This is a genomic window from Pseudoalteromonas sp. NZS127_1, from assembly GCF_015864295.1.
GTDB classification, from domain to species: domain Bacteria; phylum Pseudomonadota; class Gammaproteobacteria; order Enterobacterales; family Alteromonadaceae; genus Pseudoalteromonas; species Pseudoalteromonas arctica.
In genome coordinates, this window is the sequence record NZ_JADYXO010000003.1 from 78,175 (window position 1) to 100,387 (window position 22,213).

The 22,213-nt window shown below is 39.3% G+C and carries 17 protein-coding genes; 11 read left to right on the plus strand and 6 right to left on the minus strand.

Features of this window, described 5'->3' with window-relative positions:
* Window positions 1–80 precede the first annotated feature (80 nt).
* Window positions 81–2,576: a ribonuclease R gene (gene rnr, locus I6F50_RS04750; RefSeq protein ID WP_197175403.1), complete on the plus strand. Its 2,496-nt coding sequence runs from the start codon at window positions 81–83 to the stop codon at window positions 2,574–2,576.
* Entirely contained in the window at window positions 2,573–3,316 is a 744-nt protein-coding gene (gene rlmB / locus I6F50_RS04755; protein WP_007378377.1) for a 23S rRNA (guanosine(2251)-2'-O)-methyltransferase RlmB, read from the plus strand. The genes rnr and rlmB overlap by 4 nt, the downstream gene beginning before the upstream one ends.
* Before the next feature lie 329 nt (window positions 3,317–3,645).
* Here rlmB and I6F50_RS04760 read toward each other — a convergent pair whose 3' ends face one another.
* Both I6F50_RS04760 and I6F50_RS04765 read right to left on the minus strand, forming a co-directional pair.
* Window positions 3,646–5,802, minus strand: coding sequence for a TonB-dependent receptor (locus I6F50_RS04760; protein WP_197175405.1), 2,157 nt, complete (start codon window positions 5,800–5,802; stop codon window positions 3,646–3,648).
* A gap of 188 nt (window positions 5,803–5,990) precedes the next feature.
* Window positions 5,991–6,842, minus strand: a complete 852-nt coding sequence (locus tag I6F50_RS04765) for a LysR family transcriptional regulator (RefSeq protein WP_007579940.1) — start codon at window positions 6,840–6,842, stop codon at window positions 5,991–5,993.
* Between the two features lie 126 nt (window positions 6,843–6,968).
* Here I6F50_RS04765 and I6F50_RS04770 point away from each other — a divergent pair, with 126 nt between their 5' ends.
* The 9 genes from I6F50_RS04770 (at window position 6,969) to I6F50_RS04810 (ending at window position 18,753) form a co-directional block, all read left to right on the plus strand.
* Window positions 6,969–7,568, plus strand: coding sequence for a hypothetical protein (locus I6F50_RS04770; protein WP_002958026.1), 600 nt, complete (start codon window positions 6,969–6,971; stop codon window positions 7,566–7,568).
* Window positions 7,569–7,682: 114 nt separating this feature from the next.
* Window positions 7,683–8,765 (plus strand): glycine cleavage system aminomethyltransferase GcvT, encoded by a 1,083-nt coding sequence (gene gcvT / locus I6F50_RS04775; RefSeq protein ID WP_197175407.1) that lies wholly within the window; start codon window positions 7,683–7,685, stop codon window positions 8,763–8,765.
* Window positions 8,766–8,838: 73 nt separating this feature from the next.
* Entirely contained in the window at window positions 8,839–9,228 is a 390-nt protein-coding gene (gcvH, locus tag I6F50_RS04780; RefSeq protein ID WP_024592874.1) for a glycine cleavage system protein GcvH, read from the plus strand.
* Window positions 9,229–9,389: 161 nt separating this feature from the next.
* Window positions 9,390–12,281, plus strand: a complete 2,892-nt coding sequence (gene gcvP / locus I6F50_RS04785; protein WP_197175409.1) for an aminomethyl-transferring glycine dehydrogenase — start codon at window positions 9,390–9,392, stop codon at window positions 12,279–12,281.
* A 228-nt stretch (window positions 12,282–12,509) separates the two neighbouring features.
* Window positions 12,510–12,794: an addiction module antidote protein gene (locus I6F50_RS04790; RefSeq protein ID WP_007579952.1), complete on the plus strand. Its 285-nt coding sequence runs from the start codon at window positions 12,510–12,512 to the stop codon at window positions 12,792–12,794.
* 904 nt (window positions 12,795–13,698) lie between these two features.
* A complete protein-coding gene (locus I6F50_RS04795; RefSeq protein ID WP_197175411.1) occupies window positions 13,699–16,599 on the plus strand; it encodes a hypothetical protein in 2,901 nt (966 codons plus the stop codon).
* A gap of 1 nt (window position 16,600) precedes the next feature.
* Window positions 16,601–17,050: a hypothetical protein gene (locus I6F50_RS04800; RefSeq protein ID WP_231612974.1), complete on the plus strand. Its 450-nt coding sequence runs from the start codon at window positions 16,601–16,603 to the stop codon at window positions 17,048–17,050.
* Entirely contained in the window at window positions 17,014–18,207 is a 1,194-nt protein-coding gene (locus I6F50_RS04805; RefSeq protein WP_197175415.1) for a hypothetical protein, read from the plus strand. The genes I6F50_RS04800 and I6F50_RS04805 overlap by 37 nt, the downstream gene beginning before the upstream one ends.
* A gap of 99 nt (window positions 18,208–18,306) precedes the next feature.
* Window positions 18,307–18,753 (plus strand): DUF4231 domain-containing protein, encoded by a 447-nt coding sequence (locus I6F50_RS04810; RefSeq protein ID WP_197175417.1) that lies wholly within the window; start codon window positions 18,307–18,309, stop codon window positions 18,751–18,753.
* Window positions 18,754–19,082: 329 nt separating this feature from the next.
* Here the strand turns inward: I6F50_RS04810 and I6F50_RS04815 are convergent, their stop codons facing one another.
* The 4 genes from I6F50_RS04815 to I6F50_RS04830 all read right to left on the minus strand — a co-directional run bounded on the left by I6F50_RS04815 (window position 19,083) and on the right by I6F50_RS04830 (window position 22,104).
* Window positions 19,083–20,231, minus strand: a complete 1,149-nt coding sequence (locus I6F50_RS04815; RefSeq protein ID WP_197175420.1) for a hypothetical protein — start codon at window positions 20,229–20,231, stop codon at window positions 19,083–19,085.
* A gap of 304 nt (window positions 20,232–20,535) precedes the next feature.
* Window positions 20,536–20,844 carry a hypothetical protein gene (locus tag I6F50_RS04820; protein ID WP_007579961.1) on the minus strand — a complete coding sequence of 103 codons (309 nt, stop codon included), beginning with the start codon at window positions 20,842–20,844 and terminating at the stop codon, window positions 20,536–20,538.
* Between the two features lie 402 nt (window positions 20,845–21,246).
* Window positions 21,247–21,492 carry a DUF4235 domain-containing protein gene (locus tag I6F50_RS04825; protein ID WP_002958040.1) on the minus strand — a complete coding sequence of 82 codons (246 nt, stop codon included), beginning with the start codon at window positions 21,490–21,492 and terminating at the stop codon, window positions 21,247–21,249.
* 228 nt (window positions 21,493–21,720) lie between these two features.
* Entirely contained in the window at window positions 21,721–22,104 is a 384-nt protein-coding gene (locus tag I6F50_RS04830) for a hypothetical protein (protein ID WP_197175422.1), read from the minus strand.
* Window positions 22,105–22,213 lie beyond the last annotated feature (109 nt).

A 22,213-nucleotide genomic window follows, 5' to 3' on the forward strand; every position in this document is an offset into this window, starting at 1 on the left:
TAAAAGTTTAATCGCTTTTACCTGTCTCATTATAACTATATGGGTTAAAATACCTACATAACCAACTAACAAGATAGTGAATGTCAAACCAAGATCCAAATCTCAGTCGAGAACAAGAAAAGTACGAAAACCCAGTCCCTAGTCGTGAGTTTATACTTACTCACCTTCAAGAGCGTTCAAAGCCTGCTAACTACGCGCAATTATGTGAAGAACTAGCAGTAAACGATGACGAACGCCAAATAGCATTTAAACGCCGCCTTCGCGCTATGGAGCGTGACGGACAGCTGTATTTTAATAAATTTAAATGCTATGCCCTAATTGACGAAGCCGGTTTAACCAAAGGCAAAGTAATAGGCCACAGAGACGGTTTTGGCTTTTTAGAAGTTGAAGGCGAGAGTAAAGATTGGTTTATTGCCAAGCACCAAATGAATATGGTGTTACATGGCGACATTGTACTAGCTAAAGGCACTAAGCGTGGCTCTGGCTCAAAATGCGATGCACGTATTATAAAAGTGCTTACTAACGAGCGCGCGCCAATTGTTGGCCGTTACTTTGTAGAGCATGGTGTTGCCGTTGTGGTAGCTGAAGACCCGCGCATAACGCAAGATATAATGATTTTACCAGGCAACGAAAACGGTGCCCGCCATAACCAAATGGTGCAGGTTAAAATCACTCAAAATCCAAGCCGCAACATGAACGCGGTAGGTAAAATTATTGATGTACTTGGTGAGCATTTAGCCCCAGGTATGGAAATTGAAGTCGCACTTCGCAATCACGATATTCCACACGTATGGCCAGAAGAAGTTGAAGCACAAGTTGCTCACCTAGGTGAGTTTGTTGAAGACGCTGACAAACAAGGCCGCGTAGATTTACGTGACTTACCACTTGTAACCATTGATGGCGAAGACGCTCGCGATTTTGATGACGCCGTATACTGTGAACCTAAAAAATCGGGTGGCTGGCGCTTATGGGTTGCCATTGCCGATGTATCGCATTACGTAGGAATGAACACGCCGCTTAACAAAGAAGCAATTTTGCGTGGTAACTCAGTGTATTTTCCTGAGCAAGTAATTCCGATGCTACCAAAAGTGCTTTCTAACGGATTATGTTCGCTTAATCCAAAAGTAGATCGCTTATGTATGGTTGCCGAAATGATCGTATCGAGCGCGGGTAAACTTTCGGGCTATAAGTTTTACGAAGCGATAATGAACTCGCATGCACGTTTAACTTACACCAAAGTAAATGCCATTTTACAAAACGACGAAAAACTACGCGAAGAATACTCAGCCGTAGTGCCACATTTAACTGACTTACAGCAAATGTATATGGCACTTAAAGCTGCACGCCAAGACCGTGGTGCCATTGAGTTTGAAACCCTAGAAACACGTTTTGTATTTAACGCTCAGCGTAAAATAGAATCAATAGTGCCTGTTATTCGTAACGATGCGCACAAACTAATTGAAGAATGTATGATTTTAGCCAACGTATCGGCGGCTAAAATTCTTGAAAAGCACGAAGCAAGCGCGCTTTATCGTGTGCATGACGAACCAGACAGCGAAAAGCTAGGTAACTTTACTAAGTTTTTAGGCGAGTTAGGTATCGAAAGCACATTAAGCGACGAGCCAACACCAAAAGAAATAACCCAAGTATTAGCGCGACTAGGTGACCGCCCAGAAGCCGAGCTTATTCAAACTATGCTACTGCGTTCAATGAAACAAGCTGTATATCAGCCAGATAACATTGGTCACTTTGGTTTAGCGTTATCGGCTTACGCGCACTTTACATCGCCAATACGTCGTTACCCAGATTTAGTAGTACATCGTGCTATTAAAGCAGTTATAAAAGCACAAGGTCAGCAAACGTCTGGCGAATACGCTTATACCGACGACGAAGTTGATCAACTAGGTGAGCAGTGTTCTACCACAGAGCGCCGCGCCGATGATGCAACTCGCGAAGTAGCGGATTGGCTTAAATGTGAGTTTATGCAAGATCACGTAGGTGACGAGTTTGACGGTGTTATTTCATCGGTCACTAACTTTGGTTTGTTTATTCGTTTAGACGATTTACAAATTGATGGGCTTATTCATGTTACTAATTTAGGCGATGAGTTTTTTGCGCATGATGCTGCAAAACACACCCTAATAGGTGAGCACTCTCACAAAGTTTATCGCCTTGGCGATAAAGTAACAGTAAAAGTTGCGTCGGTTAGTTTAGACGATCGCCGTATCAACTTAACGCTTAAAGGCGATGTGGCACAAGACAGATACTCACGTCGTCGTGCGCCAAAAAAAGGTTCAGGTAAATCTGAGCATGCGCCAGCAAGTGTGCGTTCGCAATTAAAAGCAGGCAAAGTACCGGGTAAAAAGTCGCACAGCGATGACAAACCAAAAGGTAAAAAAAAGCCAGCAAATAAAGATAAAGGCAAGCCTGCAAATAAGTCTGCAACTAAACCCGCAGATAAAAAAGCAGCAGACACTGCCGTAAAGAAAAAGCCTAAGAAGAAGGCAGTTAAAAAGCCTAAAAGAGCTGGCAAAAATGCCCGTAAAAGTACTAGCCCAGGAGCAGATAATACGTGAGTAATGAATTAATTTTTGGCTTTCACTCTGTTGAAGCAATTTTAGAAAGCGAGCCAGAGCGCTTTGTAGAAATTTACGCCCTTAAAGGTCGTGACGACAAACGCTCAACTCCGATTATTGATGAAGCACGTAAGTTTGGTATTTCAGTACAGTTTATGCAGCGTAAAGCCCTTGATAGCAAATCAAAGGGTGAGCAGCATCAAGGTATTATTGCCAACGTAAAAGCAGCGCCAACGTTTAACGAAAAAGATCTTGATGCGATCATCGCTCGTGAAGACACACCGTTTTTACTTGTGCTTGATGGTATTACCGATCCGCATAACTTAGGCGCATGCCTACGTAGTGCAGACGCTGCTGGTGTTCACGCTATAATTGTACCTAAAGATCGCTCTGCCAAGCTTAACGGCACAGCACGTAAAGTTGCTTGTGGTGCAGCCGAAACAGTACCGCTTATTCAAGTGACTAACCTTGCACGTACGCTTCGCGAAATTAAAGATGCAGGCGTATGGGTTGTAGGCACCGCTGGCGAAACTGATAACCACGTATTTGATGCAAGCTTAACGGGCCCAATGGCGATTGTTATGGGCGCAGAAGGCGAGGGCATGCGACGCTTAACGCGTGAGCATTGCGATATGCTTGTTAAAATCCCAATGGCGGGTACTGTTTCAAGCTTAAACGTATCGGTAGCCACGGGTATTTGTTTGTTTGAAGTATTACGCCAACGTAACGCAAATAACTAATATATAAACGATAAGTTTTATGTATTAAAAAAGCCGAGATTGAAATTCAATCTCGGCTTTTTTGTGTCTGTAATTTACGCTTTTAACTTTGCACCAATTGTACTGAATTGATGCTCTATCATAGCGATAGGAAAATAACCCTATAGCAAGGCAAAAATAACGAAATATAGTTGTTCTTATATGAGTTATTTTTAACGTAGCTAGTGAACCATTTCTCCTATACAAAGCGCAGGTAAACGGTTTAATAACAAGGCAATAATTTAGATGTGTAGTGTTCTTACATAAAAAATTATTAACGCTGTTAGTGAACCGTTTAACCAGCTTTCAATTTAGAATGAGTAAGTGTAGCCCATCTGTACAGTACGCGGCTTACCTGGTTGAATGCCACCGTTTGAACGGTTAGCAACGTATGTTTTATCAAACAAGTTATCAACGCTTAGGTATACTTTTTGATTTTCATCGATTAAGTATTTAGCAGCTAAATCCCATACTACGCGGCTATCAATTGCGTTTAAGCCCGACTGCGTTAAGTTAGCATGCGCATCAGATACGTAACGTATTTGGCTGTGAACTACAAACGCAGAAAACTCAGCACCTAACGATAACGCTACTTGGTTTTCTGGTACGTAAGGCATTGCATCGCCTTTTTCTACCGTGCCCCAAATTTCTGAATCAAAATCGTTTTTAAACTCAGAGTCTGTGTAGGTATACGTTAATTTAACTGGGAACATAGCTGTATCAGTTGCAAACGTACGTGCTGCACTAAATTCAAAGCCCGCTACTTCTACTTCACCGTAGTTGTATTGGTCGCCAATGTTGTCGTCGCTACAACCAACCGCTGCAGTACAGTTACCGTGCATGTTGCTGTAGTCAGAGTAAAACGCAATTACTTCACCGCTAAAGCCATCCATATTAAAGCGAGAGCCAAACTCAATGTTTACACTTTCTTCTTCTTCTTGGTCAGCATTACCAGGTGCTGCTGGTGCATACCCTTTTTGAATGCCCGCAAGTAGCGTTACGTTTTCGTTAAGTGTGTAAGTAGCACCTAGTGATGGAACTAAAATTTCAGTGTCGTTCGACACATCTTTAGTTAAACCGTTGCTGCGTGTTGGATCTGATTTAGACCACTCTTCACGCGTAATAGTAATGTCTTCATAACGAAGGCCTGCACTTACTACTAATGCATCAATTGTCCACTCGTCTTGAATAAACAAGGTACTTGCTTCTGCGCTATCTACACGGTTGCTGTCAGAGCCCGGAACGCCTTGCTCTGTAAGCGTTAAGCTTAGATCTTGATTAAGTGTGTATTTGTCTTCCCATTGAAAACGATCCATTTCGTCTTCGTGGTAACGTACGCCAACAGTCACATAGTGGTCGCCTGCAGGAATATGTAATTCAGACTGAATACCTTTAGCTTGGTAATCGCGGTTATTAGCTTTAATACCAATACCTTCAATACCTTCGCTTGTAGGGTTTGCTTCAAATTCACTGTATTGCTCAAGGTAGCTTTCGCTTACTTTGCTGGCTTTATACCAGTTACGATGAAAATCGTTTAAGTAAGCCGTAGCTAAAAATTCATAGCCATCACCAAAACGGTACGCGTAGTTAAGTTGGTATGCGTTGTGGCGAGTATTCATTTCATCGTTTTGCGATGCAGCATAACGACGGTAAGGACTTTCTTGATAGTCTTCGTCAGTTAAGCCCATGTATGTTTCGTCTGATGTTTCGTCAGAGTACTTAATTTTTAGCTCAAGATTATGCGCATCGTTTTGACCAAACGTATGGCCAAACTTTAATAGTAAATCTGTTTTTTCAAAGCCGGTGTTGTCATTACCTACTGGCAGCTCTTTAAAGCCGTCTGCGCCGTAAGTAAATACTTCAATTAAGCCTGCTGTGTTGTTTTTTTCTTTACCGAAGTAAGCGTGACCTTTGTAGTAACCATCACCACCAAGGGCTGCATCTACCATACCTTTTGAGCTATTTGGCTCAGTAGGTAAGCTGCGCGAAAGTAAGTTTAAAACACCGCCCGTAGTACGCGGGCCGTACTTAACTGATGCCGCGCCTTTTAATACTTCAATAGACTCCATACGACCCGTAGTAGGGAAGTAGTAAGCAGATGGTGCTGAATAGGGTGCTGGCGCAACTAATACACCGTCTTCCATTACCGATATTTTATCGTTACGGCCAGTACCTGTACCGCGCATACCAATATTAGGGCGAAGGCCGTAGCCGTCTTCTTCTTGCACGTAAACGCCCGGAACAGACGCTAAAACGCGAGAAATATCGGTAAACTGGAATTTTTGAAGCTCTTCTTCAGAAATAAACGTAGCCGAACCCGGAATATCGTTAATTGCTTGCTGTGAGCCAATAACGGTAATTTGTTCAAAGCGTTGTTCTTTATTGCTGGTGTCTTTTGCTATTGCAGTAGCACTAAAAGACAAAGCAACCGCAGTTGCCAGGGTAGATACTAAAAACTTAGGGTTCATTGTGTTCCTAATCATGTCAATTATCTAAATTGGCGTAATTTGAACACGTTAACGAATACGAATCAATGTTATTAAGTATTTAATTATTCAGTTTAATAGAACTAAAAATACCTACTTATGCAACTTTGTTAACTAAATCGTTTCTTTTGTATTAGTTTGTAATTGCTTTGCTCGTTATAAAGTTTTGATTAGCTATAACCTAAGCGTAGCGCTATAAACTCCGCGAGTTTATCTACAGCATGATCCGATTCGCCCGAGCTTTTAATTAAACTAATACCAATATTGCCAAGAGTGGGTAAATGTTTGGTTTGAACTTGATAATTAAGCTCGCTAGGTACTGTGCTTTTAGCGAGTACCGTAATGCCTAAGCCTTCTTTTAATGCCGCAATAAGGCCAGTTAAATCGGCGTTGCTGTATACGATACGGTATTTTATGCCTGCACTTTTTAATGCATCAATTGCACGGCGACGATAAATACACCCCTCTGGTGCGGTAACTAGCGTAACCACATCGTTTTGCGCAAGTGATAGATCGCCCACCCACACTAATTCGTCTTGCATAAAAATAGGAAACTTATCAGAGTTGAGCCGCTCATTTAGTGCAAGTACTAAATCGAACTGATCTTGCCTTGAGGCCGAAAGTAAATGTTTACTTAAACGCGATTTAACTTCTAACGACACCTCAGGGTAGAGCGCCACAAAATCGCCAATAATAGAAGGTAAAATACGCGCAGCAAATTCGCTCGGAATACCCAAACGCACTTTACCTGCAATATTTTCTGAGGTGAACTGCTGCAAAATAGCATCGTTGTGTTGCATCATTTGTTTTGCCATAGGCAATAATAGCTCGCCGTACTGGTTTAATACTTGGCGCTGCCCTTGTTTTTTAAATAGTTTATATCCGAGCACGTCTTCTAAGCGCTTTATTTGCAAACTTACAGCAGGTTGCGACAGGCCAAGTAAATCGCCTGCTTTAGCAAAGCCACCTATTTCAACTACCATCACAAAAGTACGTAAACCATCTGTTGATATGTTTTTCATATTTAAAATTACAATTTATATAGCTATATATATAAGTATTATTTATCAATTGATAAAAAATTACAATTTGTTGTTGGTAGGCGTGGGCAATATACTTTTGTGATCGAAAATACACAGGTGTTTGTTATGACTTTTAACCCAATAATGTTTGCCCGCCACAGCAACGCAAGTAGTGCGGTTACTAACGCTTTGCAAACTAACAACAATCACGTTGTAATGGATTTTAGCGGCACCGAAACCAGTGTATTTTTAAGCACTATTTTAGGCCTTGATTTAACGAAGCTTACCGCCAGCGGTTTAGGCTTAAAAGGCACGCTTGATGGCGACTATAATTCTGACTACAGCTTTGCTGTTTATTACTTTAGCGAAACCGCCTTTAGATTTGTACTGCCACACAACGCAAGCCTTCAACTACAAGCACTTATAAACGAGCAACAGCTACGTTTTGATATTGATTATGTAGTACGCACCGACCTAGCAAGCTTTATTTTAAGTGGCGACAACGCGTTTGATACTCTAGTAAATGCTTTTAAATTAACACCAGGTTTGCGCCTTTCTGACGCGCAACTATGCTACGGTGCGCAAAGTGGTGATGTATTTATTACCGCCATTGATAAAAACGACGAACAACACTTTGTATTAGTAGCTAAACAACAAGAATTACAAAAATGGCAAAGCTACATGCAAGCGCAAGGTTTTGCACTTATGCATAGTGAAGCCGCATAACGAATACAAACAACAGGTGAACATAACAATGTTTACCTGTTTTTAGTTACGGTTAAGTAAAAACTAATTTAAGCCACGCCCTAAACAGGGTTAATTTAAACGTGAAGGAATGTTATGACTTCTAAAACTGTACTACATGCTAAGCACCTAGAAGCGGGCGCAAAAATGGTTGATTTTCATGGCTGGGAAATGCCAATCAACTACGGCTCACAAATAGAAGAACACAATGCCGTTCGCACCGACGCAGGCATGTTTGATGTATCACACATGACTATTGTTGATATTGAAGGGCCTCAAGCACAAGCATTTTTACGTAAGCTAGTAGCTAACGACGTTGCAAAATTAACCGTACCAGGTAAAGCGCTTTACACAGGCATGCTTAACGAGCAAGGCGGTGTAATAGACGACTTAATTATTTATTTCTTTAGCGAAACTTTTTACCGCCTGGTTGTTAACTCAGCAACGCGCGAAAAAGACCTAGCACATTTAGCTAACGTATCGAGCGACTTTGACGTAACAGTTACAGAGCGTCCAGAGTTTGCAATGATTGCAGTACAAGGTCCTAACGCTAAAGCAAAAACAGCCACACTTTTAAATGCTGAGCAACAAGCAGCCGTTGAAGGTATGAAGCCGTTTTTTGGCGTTCAAGTAGGTGATTTATTTATTGCCACAACGGGTTATACTGGCGAAGACGGTTACGAAATAGTAGTACCGAACGACCAAGCAGCCGATTTATGGCAACAACTGCTAGATGCAGGTGTTGCGCCAGCTGGTTTAGGTGCACGCGACACGCTACGTTTAGAAGCAGGTATGAACCTTTACGGCCTAGATATGGACGAAAGTGTATCACCACTTGCTGCTAACATGGCATGGACCATTGCATGGGAACCAGAAGATCGCGACTTTATTGGTCGTGACGTACTTGTTAAGCAACGCGCAGAAAAAAGCACTGACAAACTAGTTGGCTTAGTGTTTGAAGAAAAAGGCGTTTTGCGTAGCGGTTCTAAAGTAATTGTTGACGGTGGGGTAGGTATTATTACTTCTGGTACTTTTTCACCAACACTTGGTTTTAGTGTAGCCCTTGCACGTGTACCACGTTCAACAGGCGACACAGCTCAAGTAGAAATGCGTAAAAAATTAGTAAACGTTAAAGTAGTAAAGCCTAGCTTTGTACGTAACGGTAAATCAATAATTTAAATAATTTGGTTATACCAATCACAATAATCATTGTGATTGGTATCCACCCAATGTAAACCAAAGGACAAATAAAATGAGCAATATTCCTAGCGAGTTAAAATACGCACCTTCACACGAGTGGGTTCGCAGTGAAGGCGACGGTACATTTACTGTTGGTATTTCTGAGCATGCACAAGAACTTCTTGGCGACATGGTATTTGTTGAATTACCAGAAGTTGGCGACGAAGTAGACGCTGGCGAAGACTGTGCAGTAGCAGAGTCAGTTAAAGCAGCATCAGACATTTACGCACCTATCAGTGGCGAAATTGTTGCTATTAACGAAGAGCTTGAAGATTCACCAGAAACGGTAAATAGTGACTCTTACGGCGACGGTTGGTTATTCCGTATTAAAGCATCTGACGAGTCTGAGCTAGACAACTTATTAGACGCTGAAGGTTACTCGCACACTATCGACGAAGAATAATAATTTTTTGTAGATAACTAAAAGCCCCGTTTAATGTATAAAAATGGGGCTTTTATGATTTTACAGCGCACAACCCCATACTGAGTGAACTGTTAAATCGTCAAATATTTTAATTAATGCTAGTTACCCATTAGCATTTAGGATCATAGGAATCTGGATTCATGTCAAACGCCAAATCTCTTGAAGAACTAGAGCAAAAGCAAGATTTTATTCGCCGCCATATTGGGCCAAGCCCAGCACAAGTAAGCGATATGCTAAGTGCTTTAGAAGTATCGAGTGTGCAAGAGCTCATTGACCAAACTGTACCTGCAAGCATTCGCTTAGAGCAGCCATTAACAGTTGGACAAAGCCGTACTGAAGTTGAAACACTAAGCTACCTAAAATCAGTAGCAAGCAAAAATAAAGTTTTCAAATCGTACATTGGCCAAGGCTACCACCCAACTAACGTACCGCACGTAATTTTACGTAACGTACTAGAAAATCCAGGTTGGTATACAGCGTACACACCGTATCAGCCAGAGATTGCACAAGGGCGTTTAGAATCATTATTAAACTTCCAGACTATGACCCTAGATTTAACTGGTCTTGATTTAGCAAGCGCATCACTGCTTGACGAATCAACAGCGGCTGCAGAGGCTATGGGCCTTGCAAAACGCGTATCAAAAGCAAAAAAAGCCAATGCCTTTTTTATTGCCGACGACGTACACACACAAACAATCGACGTAGTAACAACGCGTGCCGAGCAGTTTGGTTTTGAAATAATTGTAGGTAAAGCAGAAGATGCCGTTAACTTTGATATTTTTGGCGCATTGTTCCAATACCCAACTACATCAGGCGAAGTGGTAGACATAACAGACCTAATTGCTGGCGTACAAAGCAAGAAGGCCATTGCCTGTGTTGCTGCCGACATAATGAGTTTATTACTATTAAAAGCACCGGGTAAACTAGGCGCAGACGTAGTACTTGGTTCGGCTCAACGTTTTGGCGTACCTATGGGTTACGGCGGTCCACACGCTGCATTTTTTGCAACACGTGACGCATACAAACGTTCATTACCAGGTCGTATTATTGGTGTATCTAAAGACCGTTTAGGTAACGACGCACTACGTATGGCAATGCAAACGCGCGAACAACACATTCGCCGCGACAAAGCCAACTCAAACATTTGTACAGCGCAAGTATTACTTGCCAACATGGCAGCGTTTTACGCGGTATACCACGGCCCACAAGGCTTAAAAACTATCGCGCAGCGTATACATCGCTTTGCTGATATTTTAGCAAGTGGTCTTAAAGCTAAAGGCATCGCACTTAAGCACAGCACGTGGTTTGATACGCTAACAGTAGTAAGCGACAGCAAAGACGACGTAACAGCACGTGCAATTGCAAAAGGCGTAAACTTTGCAACAAACCACGAAGGCGAGTACTCAATTTCGGTATCAGAGACAACAACACGCGCGGATGTAGCTGAGTTATTCGATATTATTTTAGGCGAAGGCCATGGCCTAAGTGTTGACGCTATTGCAGCCGACGTTGAAGTAAATGGCAGCGAGTCAATCCCTGCAAGTTTAGTACGTGATGACGAAGTACTAACGCATCCAAACTTTAACAGTTACCACAGCGAAACTGACATGCTTCGCTACATTAAGCGACTAGAAAGCAAAGACTTATCGCTTAATCACTCAATGATCTCGTTAGGCTCATGTACCATGAAGCTAAATGCGACTGCCGAGATGATCCCAATTACGTGGCCTGAGTTTGCAAACCTTCACCCATTCTGCCCGCTAGATCAAGCAGAAGGTTACCAAATAATGATTGGCGAGCTACACGACTGGCTAGTAAACATTACCGGTTACGATGCAGTATCACTTCAGCCAAACTCTGGCGCACAAGGTGAATACGCAGGCTTAATCGCGATTCGTAAATACCACGAGTCACGCGGCGACGCACACCGTAATGTATGTTTAATCCCAAGCTCTGCGCACGGTACTAACCCTGCATCAGCGCAAATGGCGAGCATGAAAATTGTGGTAGTTAACTGCGACAAAAACGGCAACGTAGACATGGACGACCTTAAAGCGAAAGCTGAAGAAGTTGCTGAAAACCTATCGTGCATCATGATCACATACCCGTCTACGCACGGCGTATACGAAGAAACAATTCGCGAAATTTGTGACATTATTCATGAGCACGGCGGCCAAGTTTACATGGACGGCGCAAATATGAACGCGCAAGTTGGCGTAACAAGCCCTGGCTTTATTGGCTCAGACGTATCGCACTTAAACTTGCATAAAACGTTTTGTATTCCACATGGTGGCGGTGGTCCAGGTGTTGGCCCAATTGGTGTTAAATCGCACCTTGCGCCATTTATGCCAAACCACAGCGTAATTAACGTACCAGGTACTAACATTGGTAATGGTGCGGTATCGGCAGCGCCTTACGGCTCAGCCGCTATTTTACCTATTTCATGGGCTTACATCACCATGATGGGTTCAGAGGGCTTAAAACAAGCCACTGAAATGGCAATCGTTAATGCTAACTACTTAACGCATGAGCTAAGCAAGCACTTCCCAATTTTATACCGTGGACGTAACAACCGTGTTGCTCACGAATGTATTGTTGACCTACGCCCGCTTAAAGAGCAATCAGGCATTACTGAAATGGACGTAGCTAAGCGCTTGCAAGATTACGGCTTCCATTCACCAACTATGTCGTTCCCAGTAGCTGGTACATTAATGATTGAGCCAACTGAGTCTGAGTCAAAAGGCGAGATTGACCGCTTTATCGAAGCAATGGTGTCGATTAAAGGCGAAATCGAAAAAGTAATCTCTGGCGAATGGTCAATCGAAAACAACCCGCTAGTGTTTGCACCGCATACACAAGGCGACGTATTAGGTAACGAATGGGACCGCGCGTACGACCGTTTTTACGCAGCATTCCCAGTGCCAGCAGTGGCTAAAAACAAGTTTTGGCCAACTGTTACACGTATTGATGACGTATACGGCGACCGTAACTTAGTGTGTGCTTGCCCACCGGTTGAGACTTATCGTGATTAATTTTTGAAAAAATTCCATGGTAAGTAAGTCCCATTATAGTTTGGGAATTTATCAAAATTTAAAAAGCCGTTGCAGCAATGCAACGGCTTTTTTTGTGTGTGTTTAAGCGTTGTAGACGTGCAGCTTGCTGACGCGCGCGCGGCAGCCCAAAAGTTATAAATAATATTGTGCACTCGTAGCCTTTAGGCTACATTTGTTCAGCAGGTTGAATAAATTGGAGTAATTATTATGGCGCTACAAACATCAGATTTTAACCCGTTTGACTATATGGAAACACAGCAAGAAATTAATACATTTTTAGAAGAGTGTTTAGCTGATGACGATCCAAATACCTTTATTGAAGCACTTGGCTTATTAGTTAAAAAACATGGCGTGAGTGATATTGCTAAAGCAACGGGATTAAACCGTGAAAGCTTATATAAAGCAGTTAACGGTAAAACCAAGCCACGTTGGGAAACTATTTTTAAAGTGATGAAAGCACTTAACTTTCGCCTTACAACACAAGTTGCATAGGCTGGGTAGAGTGCAATGAAACCCAACGAGGTTGATTTAAATTGTAGGTCGTCCTTTAGGGCGAAATAGTGAATTTAACTTGCAGAGCTTATTTGAAATTCTGTGTTATTGCGTGTAAATATGTTGTTTTCAAACTTGCTAACTTACATATATTGTCGGGATAAATCCGCGACCTACATTAAAAAACCTTATTCAAGGTTTTGTCGCGCTGGCGACGGCAGCCAAAGAGGGGCTGCCGCTGGTCCCTCTCTGGACACTCTCAGCGCACCCGAGCATCACGCTTAATCCTTCAAATAATTAATTGATGTGAACGTAAACGCCATGAAATGAATTACTCATCAATTACTTATTTTCATGGTGTGATGACGGGGGAGAAGGTTAAACTTGAGATTGATGCTTAGTCTTAGCAAAATGAAAAGTTTATCAGTTAACACTTTAATGTATGAAGTCGAGATTTGACTCCTTTGGCTTTTAACTTAACTTTTATGGATAAACTTTGAATAATCTACCATGAGCAGGTAAAGGGCTACCACGCATACTCTATCTGAACTCTAAGAGTGTAAATGAGCGGCTAACTAAATTGCTTACGTATTACATTAGCTAAAATAGTTACCTCACAAGTTTTACTTGATATTTTAATGGTTTATGGCATTAATATACTGTGGATAAGGATTGCAATGAAAGCTAACTTTAATTCTCACAAAAGGATTTATTCTATTCTCTTACTTTTATATAACTAGATAAATAATTAATTGCTCTCGTTTCTATTTCTTAATGTATTATAAAGCTTCAAAAAAATATGAATTGCTAGCTCATAAGAAAATCTAAATTAAGTTTTATAAAAATCGTATCAATCCTTTAATTATTATAATTAGGGGGAAGTTAAAAGGAATTAACCTAAATTATGCACAAACATAATAAATTAACAAATCAATTAGCTAAGAATATTTTAAGAGGAGTTTCTAGTTCGTTAGATTGTCGTTTTGATATTGAAAATGCATTAAGAAAAATACAGAACAAAACCGGTGATTATAATGCTAAACAAGCATTAATATTGCTTCGAACTAGCCAAGTCTATAGCCAAAATGTTTTAACAAGACATTTTAATCAGAAAGTGCCCCGAAAACTAGTCAACCTAGTTAACTTTAATGTTCAAGATATTCTACAAATTATTGAATATAATGAAAGAAAGCTCGAAAAATGTCTTCTTATTATATTCAGGCTATACAATCATATTCTGAATAAGGAATTTTCAGAGGCTCTGAATTGCTTTGTATCTCTTATCGAAGAAAATGGGGTTTCATTAGTTTTCTATCGTCTTATTATGTTTTTAAACAATAGACTAGAATATATCCCAGGGGTTAACACCTTTACTAATGTAATTGATGAAATTTTAGCTAAAATTCAAGTGGGCAACCTTAGAGAAATAAATGACGGTGTTCGCCAAATTATTAACGATAGGGCCGATTACTTTAGTATTTGTTCAAAGGTAAAGGATGCTGAAATAGATGATAATAATAAAAGGATTTTACTCAGTTTTATAAGTCATGCTCCTATCGACGAAGAAGATTTCGTTAAAAATCTTAATGCGCACCTGTCTTATTCTCTGCTGGATGCAGTGCTTTATTTGAATTTAATAAAAAGAATGGAGTTTCCTGTATTAGATTTTTGGTTACCTGCAAAACTCCAGTGCCATCTCGATGAAATAGCTAAACTTGATGTAAATCTTTCATATTATGATGGAGAATCAGATGACGGTATGGACCTTAGTTTTTATAGGGAGGCTTTTTTATTAATAGAGTTAGATGATTGTTTAAAGTATAAATCAATTCATGCCCCTTATTTCAACCTACCAAGTAGCACCATTAGAGTAAAAACCCCATATGAATTTCGAGTGATCAGTGAATATTTTTGTGATGTAAATAAAATATCCGATTTAAGGACGACCGATACAGAGAGATTTTCAATAAGTTTATCGAAATTTGATAAGCGAGTTTCTACACTGTTTGAAAATACGTCAGCTTTTGATTATCTATTAAATAAGCATGATGGCAATTTAATAACTTGTAGTGATGACGAAACTATATTTATAAAAGTCATGTCAAGAACACGAGATATTGCATATTTATGTTTACCTGAATATATAGAAACAATTAAAGATAGTTGTCCAAATTTAGAAGTCAAACTGATTGCATTATGTCTGTTAACGGCTTCATCTTTAGGCGATGATGATGATGCAGATTTTGAATTAAGAAAGGTATTTCAGAATCTTTGTAATCAAAAATATGAAGGTAAAATTCTAGAAGCCCTAAAATCCTTTTATCAGGTTTCACCCGCTATAACTGATTACTTTCTGATGTCATTTGACGAAGTGTTCATTAGTAGACTATTTAACATTAATGTTAAGCCAAACCAAGCATTATCTATAAGAGCCGAACTATTCGATTGGTATGGTGATATTAGTGGTGAGAAAAAGTATAACGACAGAGCTAAAAACACAAGAATTGATATTCAGATCAACAAACATCGACAACATATAGATGACTCAAGAATATATGCAGAGCCAGCAAGAGTAATGCAGTGGATAACTGATAATGTAAATAACCAACTAGCTTTGCAATTTGATAATATTGATAAATTGGCGAATCCGAAATTACAACTTGATTGGTATAACTTGAGAACAAGCTTAAACCCGGAAAACTTTGTCGGAATTGTAATTGCCAACTCTTACAATGAATTCGTAAATAATAAAATTTACGGGATTAGTTCATATTTGGGCCGAAGGATACGGCATGGGACAGCAAAGGGAACTGGTGTAGGAGAGGTAAAAGCTTTATCTCAGAATCCTGAGTTTGCCCCTTTGTTTCTTGAGAATTACTTCTGCGAAGAGTGGAATAAATGGCTATCTACTTATATGGCTAGTTTTGATGAATTAATTGGTGAATATTTTCATATCAGAAGTGACAAAAAGAAAAAAGGCCTACTATCTCCCCATATTGATAATGACGAAAAATCTACTATTGCAAATGCTTTGGTTAGTAATCTATATAAATCGTACTTGGAAATCGACAATGTAATACAAGCACCAGTATTGATTACTGAATATTGTTGGCGGTTAATTGATGGAGACCTTGCCAGAGCAAGGCAGCATATTTTAAAGGTAAAGTCAAATGTTTCAGTTTTTAATATAAAAGAACAACAGCGAGTTAATCACAAACGTTTAATACAAAAGTTTTCAGAAGCTGTAAATGCATTAACCTCAGAAAAATTTGCCATCGTTTGTTCTTGGTTTAATAAACCATCTTATGCTACGCAGAGTGCAGATATCTCATTATTGTTTAAAGTTGTAATTGATGAAATAAAGAAACAAAACTCAAGCTTCGAGCCTGTGGTTGAAGATGAAAATACTCTCCAAATGTTGACAGGTGGGCACTATTTTGTAATTTATGATGCACTCACTATAATTATTAAAAATATAGCAGAGCATGGCAAACAAGATGGTGTTATAAATTTAAGATACACGATAGAAAAGCCTTTTGCGGAAGGTAGTAAAAAGTCCCTTCATATAAGCATCTCATCAGAATCTAATAGCTACAGTTCATATCTAAAGTCTAAAGAAAGAATCAGGGATAGTTTATCGAGCAGTAACATTGTTGATGCTCATGTAATTGAGGGAGATAGTGGTATCAAAAAGCTGAAAAATATGGAAGACGACAAATTGATTCAAAAATTAGATTTTAGTTTTAATGATAAATCTAGCAATCCTTTAATAAATGCAATTTTCACTATAGAGCTTGATTACTAATATGAATATCTTGATTGTTGAAGATGACAGTTTTAAATTTGCTGAAATTAAAAATTTTATTATAAAAAATGGTGTACCCGAAGAAGCAATAATTTTAAAACAGGCTGTTGCTGATACAGTAGAGTTTCTGAATAGCTACTCTCCCGATAAAATCATTTTAGATATGTCACTGCCAAGTCATGTCGCTGAACTTGGGGAAGGAACTCCTTTGGGTTTAACTTCTGGTGGTATGGAAGTAATTAGGGAGTTATCCTATTTAGGTAAAGTCAATATCCCTATTATAATCCTTACCCAATATCCTCAAATCCAGATTAATAACGACTACTATCCAATATCAGATGTTGCAAAAGTAATTACAGATAAGTTCAATTTTAAAAGTTTAATTGTCGATGAGTTTGATGACGACAGTAGTCATTGGAAAAACTCAACAAAAAGGTTTTTGCAGCAATAATGAATATATTAATAATTGAAGATAAAAAAGAAAAATTCTTAGATTTGAAAAATTGTATAAGTGAGTGGCATAGCGAACAAGATTTATGTAATGAATTAGACATTCAGCATGCAGATGGTATGCAATCAGCATACGGGAAAATCTATAGCGATAAATTTGATTTGATAGTGTTTGATGTTTTTATGCCTGGTAAATTCTCTGAGAGTGAGGATGAAAACTTTTCACAAGAGATAATATTTTCAAAGAACGACAGCTTGAATAGATTAACGGAAGCGATTGTACTAACAGCATTACCAAATTCTGAAGATAAAACACTTTTCAACGAAAATGGAATAACATTCGTCAGTTATTCAGATGAACGAAGACCATGGAGAGGAGCACTCAGAGAAAAGTTGGATAGGGTGGCACAAAAGATAAGGTTTAACTTCCTAATTTTTTGTGCGCTAACTAAAGAAAGAAATGCTTTTAATCATACTAGTGCTGTTCTAGGAAAAACCTTTGAAATTAAGGGATTAAACTGCCTAGAAATTACAATTAATGGCAAAAAAGGACTTTGTATTAAGCCAAGTAACATGGGACTTGTGAGTATGGCAATTACTACTAGCCGCTCGATAGAGATTTTTGAACCTGGCTTTGTTGGAATGAGTGGGATTTGTGCAGGTAAGAATGGTTCGGTTAATATGCTAGACGTAATTGCATGTACTGTTGCATGGAATTATCAAGAAGGTAAGTATGAGGATGGTAAGTTTATTCAACAGCCCCATCAATCATGGCAACCTGACGAAATGAGAACTCGTATTGAACAATTTACAGAAGATAAAGCAGTTATCTCGATAATAAAAGATGGTTTCATAACTAATAAGATTGTTGAAAACAGTGAAATATTGCATGGTGCAATTGCATCAGGTTCGACTGTTATAGCAGATGAGAATGCCATGGTAGAAATTAAAGAGCAATATCGAAAGGTGTTAGGTTTAGAGATGGAAATTCAAGCTTTCCATGAGGCTGCTTTACAGGCAACTTGTAAACCCAGTTTTTTAGCTGTAAAGACCGTCACAGATCTTGGTAATAAAGAAAAAGATGACACCTTTCAAGAAATAGGTTCAATAATGTCTGCGAGACTTATTTGTGAATATATAACCAAATACTATAGTTAAGTTTTATTAATCGCTAAATTCGCAAATATATACGAATAGCTTTAAGAATTTTAAACACCTTTAAAAACAGTTGCAAAGGTTTAGCCTAACGGAAAGTTAATGAATATAGATGTAAATAAGTCGAGAAAATACGGAATAGAACAGCTCAACCATTTTAAAGATAAGGCTGCTCATAATAAATTTGAATCACTTTGGTGTTTTCGTTTGATTATGGTTAGCACTCTTACAGCTCCATTATTTGTAACCTTGACTGATGGCTTTTGGCTCTCAAAAGTAACACCATCAGTATTATCTGCATTTGCTGCATTTTCAACAGCATGGCTTCAACTTAGAAAGCCGCAAGACTTATGGGCGTTATATAGGGGGGCAGAAAGGCTAATTGAGGATCAAATTACTCAGTATGATTTCTTAAGTGGTTCTTATAAAGGCAAAGATCAACTAGAAGCTTCTCAACTACTCGTTGAGAATATTAGTAAAGTAAAATTAGACACTCACAATACTTGGGCGAAAAAAGTACCTAATAAAAGTGATTTACAGCTTGAGTAATATGAATATTCCAGCATTACGTCAAAGAAAACCAAAGGGGTCACCCATTAGAAAGTTCCGGTCAAGCAGGCAGTTGTGTTTTCTTGAGATTTTTATTCAAAAACCAAGTGTTCTTATTATTTAAACTCAATTTAAATATGACTATGCACCTAGTAATGACGTCGATTGGTGTGAATATGCACCATGGCTTGAATAATACAATCAGCAGGGTCAGGTCTTTCTTTTTGCCTTTTGTGATAAAAAAATGCAAAACCTGCCCCTAGTAATCCCGTCTAAATAAAGGGCAATGTTATTGCCCTTTATTATGCGCTTAAATTGGTAGTTATAAACTATAGCGCTACTAAGCTTTGCTCTAACATTGCCTTTATTTGTTTTACTATTTTAGCTTCTGTTTCAGGTTCGAATTGTTGTATACGTGGGGTATGAATGTGCCCTGTAGGTATACTTGAATTAAGCGCATCGCGCAGGCGAATACTTCGGTATGATATTTCGTTAGACAGGTAACCGCCGCCGCCGCCATTTACCGCAATACTATTTTTAAGCTCGCCGTACGAACCGGCTTTATAGGTTTTTTCAAGCGTGGTGACTTCATGATTGTCGATAACTTTATAAGGGCCTTTAGCTTGTTGCATGTAACTTACAGGCAAGCTAAATTTTACAAACTCGTTGCCTGGAAGTGGTCGGCCATTAAGTTTTGGTATTACTGGGCTTGTTTGCGTTCCACCATACACAATATTGGCATTATCGGGCGCAGTTACACTGCGGCGTTTACCCGGGAAGTGCTCTAAATCAAATTCTGTTCTGCCCATACTTACGGTTACTACCATGTCTACATTATTAAGTGCGTAGTAGGGGGCAAGTAGTGATTCTATTATGCCTTGATCAAAGTCTTCGTAGCGTACAGGCACCATAAAGGTGTTAATTTCTGCGCTTATGCCGTTGTAATTAATAACTTGGCCGTCGAGTAATAACGCTGCAACACCTGAGGGATTACTTTGGTTTATGTTTTTATCAAGTAAAAATGGGTCAAAGCCCGTAAGTAATATTTTTTTAGTGCTGCCTGATGAAAAAGCAAGGTCGGTGCGGCCTCTGCTGCCTTCCTCAAGTAGGGTTAGTAAAGTATTTAGTTGAGCCTGCGTAATTGAAAATTTAGGCGATGTTGTGCGTATTACTTTGCTTGAAAGCAGGCGTGCCCAGTAAAGCTCTCGGTCGTCGTAGTTATTGGTTTTTATTATGCGTTGTTTGGCGTTTTCCCACAGATCAAAGCTAAAGCTTTGTACTAATATTTTTGCACTTTTAAAGTCGTTTAATTCTTTAAATTGCTGTTCAAAACTTGATACTTGTGGGGTAAATGCATTTAAAACATTTGGCATTGCTGATTGTGCTTTGTTGATACGCTGTTCTTCAACAGTTAAAGGATTACTTAAAGCAGCGAATGAAGAGGTAATTAAGCTGGTCGCTAATAATACTTTGATCATAATACTCCTAAGATAAAGCTATTGTTTTATGTGTAATTTACTATCCTACTATTGCTAACTTAGGGCAACCAATTAACGTTGAATCGACTGATATTTGCTTTTGCCATGCATTAGTATTGTTTAACAGGGCAATTAGCATTATCGGCTAATAAAAATCCTTGAGTCAAAATTGATCTTTATGGGCTCTACTTTAAGCTCTCATAATAGTAAAAAGCCGTTGCAGTAATGCAGCGGCTTTTCATTATAGTTTTATGTGCTTTGGCAATACGAGCAAAAGGCTTTATACCCCTTTAAAAACCTCGCTTTAATCATCTGGCCCTTTTAAAGTAAACACTAAATGTTTACGCATATCTTTTAAAATCACGCCTTTTTTAAGCATTGCGCCGCTTAAGCGTTTTTGCCACTTTAATAAGTCAGGCTCTGCGGCCGCTAAGGCTTGTTCGTTTTCAAACTGAAAGCACAGCAGTAGTGTACTTGGAAATAAGTGATATTCCACATCAAACCAGCATTGCAGCATGCCTGGGAGCTCAGCGCGGCCTTGTTCTTCTAATTTTTCAGCAGTATTAAGTACAAGTGCTTGCTGTTTTATTTGCACTGCAGAGAGTTTTTTCATTATTAAAATCCAAGTTAGCGGCTAAAAAATGCAGCCGGAATGCGGGCATTATACGCAAGCTTGTAGGTAAGCAACAACTTTGAAAGGGAGTTAATATTTAATAGGTTAATGTTCAATAGAGTGTATCTGTTTAAAATCTAGGAGGTCTTGTTGGAAGGCGCCTTTGGCTTTTTCAACCTACGTAGGTCGGATAAGCGGCGCAGCCGTGCCATCCGACATTTTAAATTTAACCACAGAACCCCGGTTTGGATATTAATATGTTTTTTAGCTCAATAGTTAAGTAACCTTAATCAAGGCTTTAGCAAAGTTGCTTGCGACAACTGGGGATTGGTTGTCGCAAGCCGCCTTTAGAGCCTCACCGCATTACGCTTAATACTTATAAGAGGTATCAATCGGGTCGGTTTATTTGGATCGGCGCTTGTCTAGCACATAACGTACGGCCATTCTTGCAACACCCGCACCAATACCTGAGACTACTGCCCATGTAACTGCCTCTTTAAGATCTGTTTCTTCGCTTGGTCTATCTTTTGGGGCTGGTTCGTTGGTAACCTTTTCCCACGATTTTTGTAAAGTTTTCCTTGTTAACATACCTGCTGATGCAGCGGCGAGACCTATACCGATAGTCGTAATTAGTTGTTTATTACTCATAATGTTCTCCTTTTTATAAATAACGGCAGCGTTATTTATGTATAACTCTTTAAGTAAGAATATTAATAACAGCAATTTACGTACCGATATACGCCTGGGTAATAAGCACAGTTATATAAAAAACTCACTCAAAGTTTTACAAATTTAAGCGTAGAGCTTTGAGTGAGATTACGACAAAAGTAAGAGCGTTTAACTGAAAGGTTATTTTACTCACGCTTAGGAGGTTTATTAAGCTTGTGCTTCAGTTCCTAGTAAGGCACCGATATAGGCGAGTTCTTCGCTAAAAATACCATTCAAAAGAGCGTTTTGCTCAATTATTACAGCGTCATTAGGTTGGGCTTTGTATTCTTGCTGGCATCTTGTGAGTTCGGTGGATAACCATTGGCAGGCGTTGCTAGCTGTGTTTATTGCTGTTTTTAAAAATAATGACCATTTTATTTTTTGTAAATTAAAGCGGTAAAGCGCGACAGCAATAACACCATAAGCTTGCTGTTCAGGTGTTGGCATGTTGTTAGTATTTATTGAAGTGCTGTTTAAAAGCTTGGTATTGACCATCGCTTGTTGCAGTGCAGCTTGTTGTGATTGACTTAAAAAGTTGTTTTCGTAATCCATGGGCGGCCTATATCTGCTGATAGCAGGGCAATATAAAAAGGAGATTTAGCACAGTATTTTACGATTCATGCGCACCGAAAAATGAACCACAGTGATAACAAAATTAGAC

What these genes read in the sequence shown, in the direction of transcription:
- rnr (WP_197175403.1), top strand. Translation starts at nt 81, where the DNA reads ATGTCAAACCAAGATCCAAATCTCAGTCGAGAACAAGAAAAGTACGAA.
- I6F50_RS04760 (WP_197175405.1), bottom strand. Translation starts at nt 5,802, where the DNA reads ATGAACCCTAAGTTTTTAGTATCTACCCTGGCAACTGCGGTTGCTTTG.
- I6F50_RS04765 (WP_007579940.1), bottom strand. Translation starts at nt 6,842, where the DNA reads ATGAAAAACATATCAACAGATGGTTTACGTACTTTTGTGATGGTAGTT.
- I6F50_RS04770 (WP_002958026.1), top strand. Translation starts at nt 6,969, where the DNA reads ATGACTTTTAACCCAATAATGTTTGCCCGCCACAGCAACGCAAGTAGT.
- gcvT (WP_197175407.1), top strand. Translation starts at nt 7,683, where the DNA reads ATGACTTCTAAAACTGTACTACATGCTAAGCACCTAGAAGCGGGCGCA.
- gcvH (WP_024592874.1), top strand. Translation starts at nt 8,839, where the DNA reads ATGAGCAATATTCCTAGCGAGTTAAAATACGCACCTTCACACGAGTGG.
- gcvP (WP_197175409.1), top strand. Translation starts at nt 9,390, where the DNA reads ATGTCAAACGCCAAATCTCTTGAAGAACTAGAGCAAAAGCAAGATTTT.
- I6F50_RS04790 (WP_007579952.1), top strand. Translation starts at nt 12,510, where the DNA reads ATGGCGCTACAAACATCAGATTTTAACCCGTTTGACTATATGGAAACA.
- I6F50_RS04795 (WP_197175411.1), top strand. Translation starts at nt 13,699, where the DNA reads ATGCACAAACATAATAAATTAACAAATCAATTAGCTAAGAATATTTTA.
- I6F50_RS04800 (WP_231612974.1), top strand. Translation starts at nt 16,601, where the DNA reads ATGAATATCTTGATTGTTGAAGATGACAGTTTTAAATTTGCTGAAATT.
- I6F50_RS04810 (WP_197175417.1), top strand. Translation starts at nt 18,307, where the DNA reads ATGAATATAGATGTAAATAAGTCGAGAAAATACGGAATAGAACAGCTC.
- I6F50_RS04815 (WP_197175420.1), bottom strand. Translation starts at nt 20,231, where the DNA reads ATGATCAAAGTATTATTAGCGACCAGCTTAATTACCTCTTCATTCGCT.
- I6F50_RS04820 (WP_007579961.1), bottom strand. Translation starts at nt 20,844, where the DNA reads ATGAAAAAACTCTCTGCAGTGCAAATAAAACAGCAAGCACTTGTACTT.
- I6F50_RS04825 (WP_002958040.1), bottom strand. Translation starts at nt 21,492, where the DNA reads ATGAGTAATAAACAACTAATTACGACTATCGGTATAGGTCTCGCCGCT.
- I6F50_RS04830 (WP_197175422.1), bottom strand. Translation starts at nt 22,104, where the DNA reads ATGGATTACGAAAACAACTTTTTAAGTCAATCACAACAAGCTGCACTG.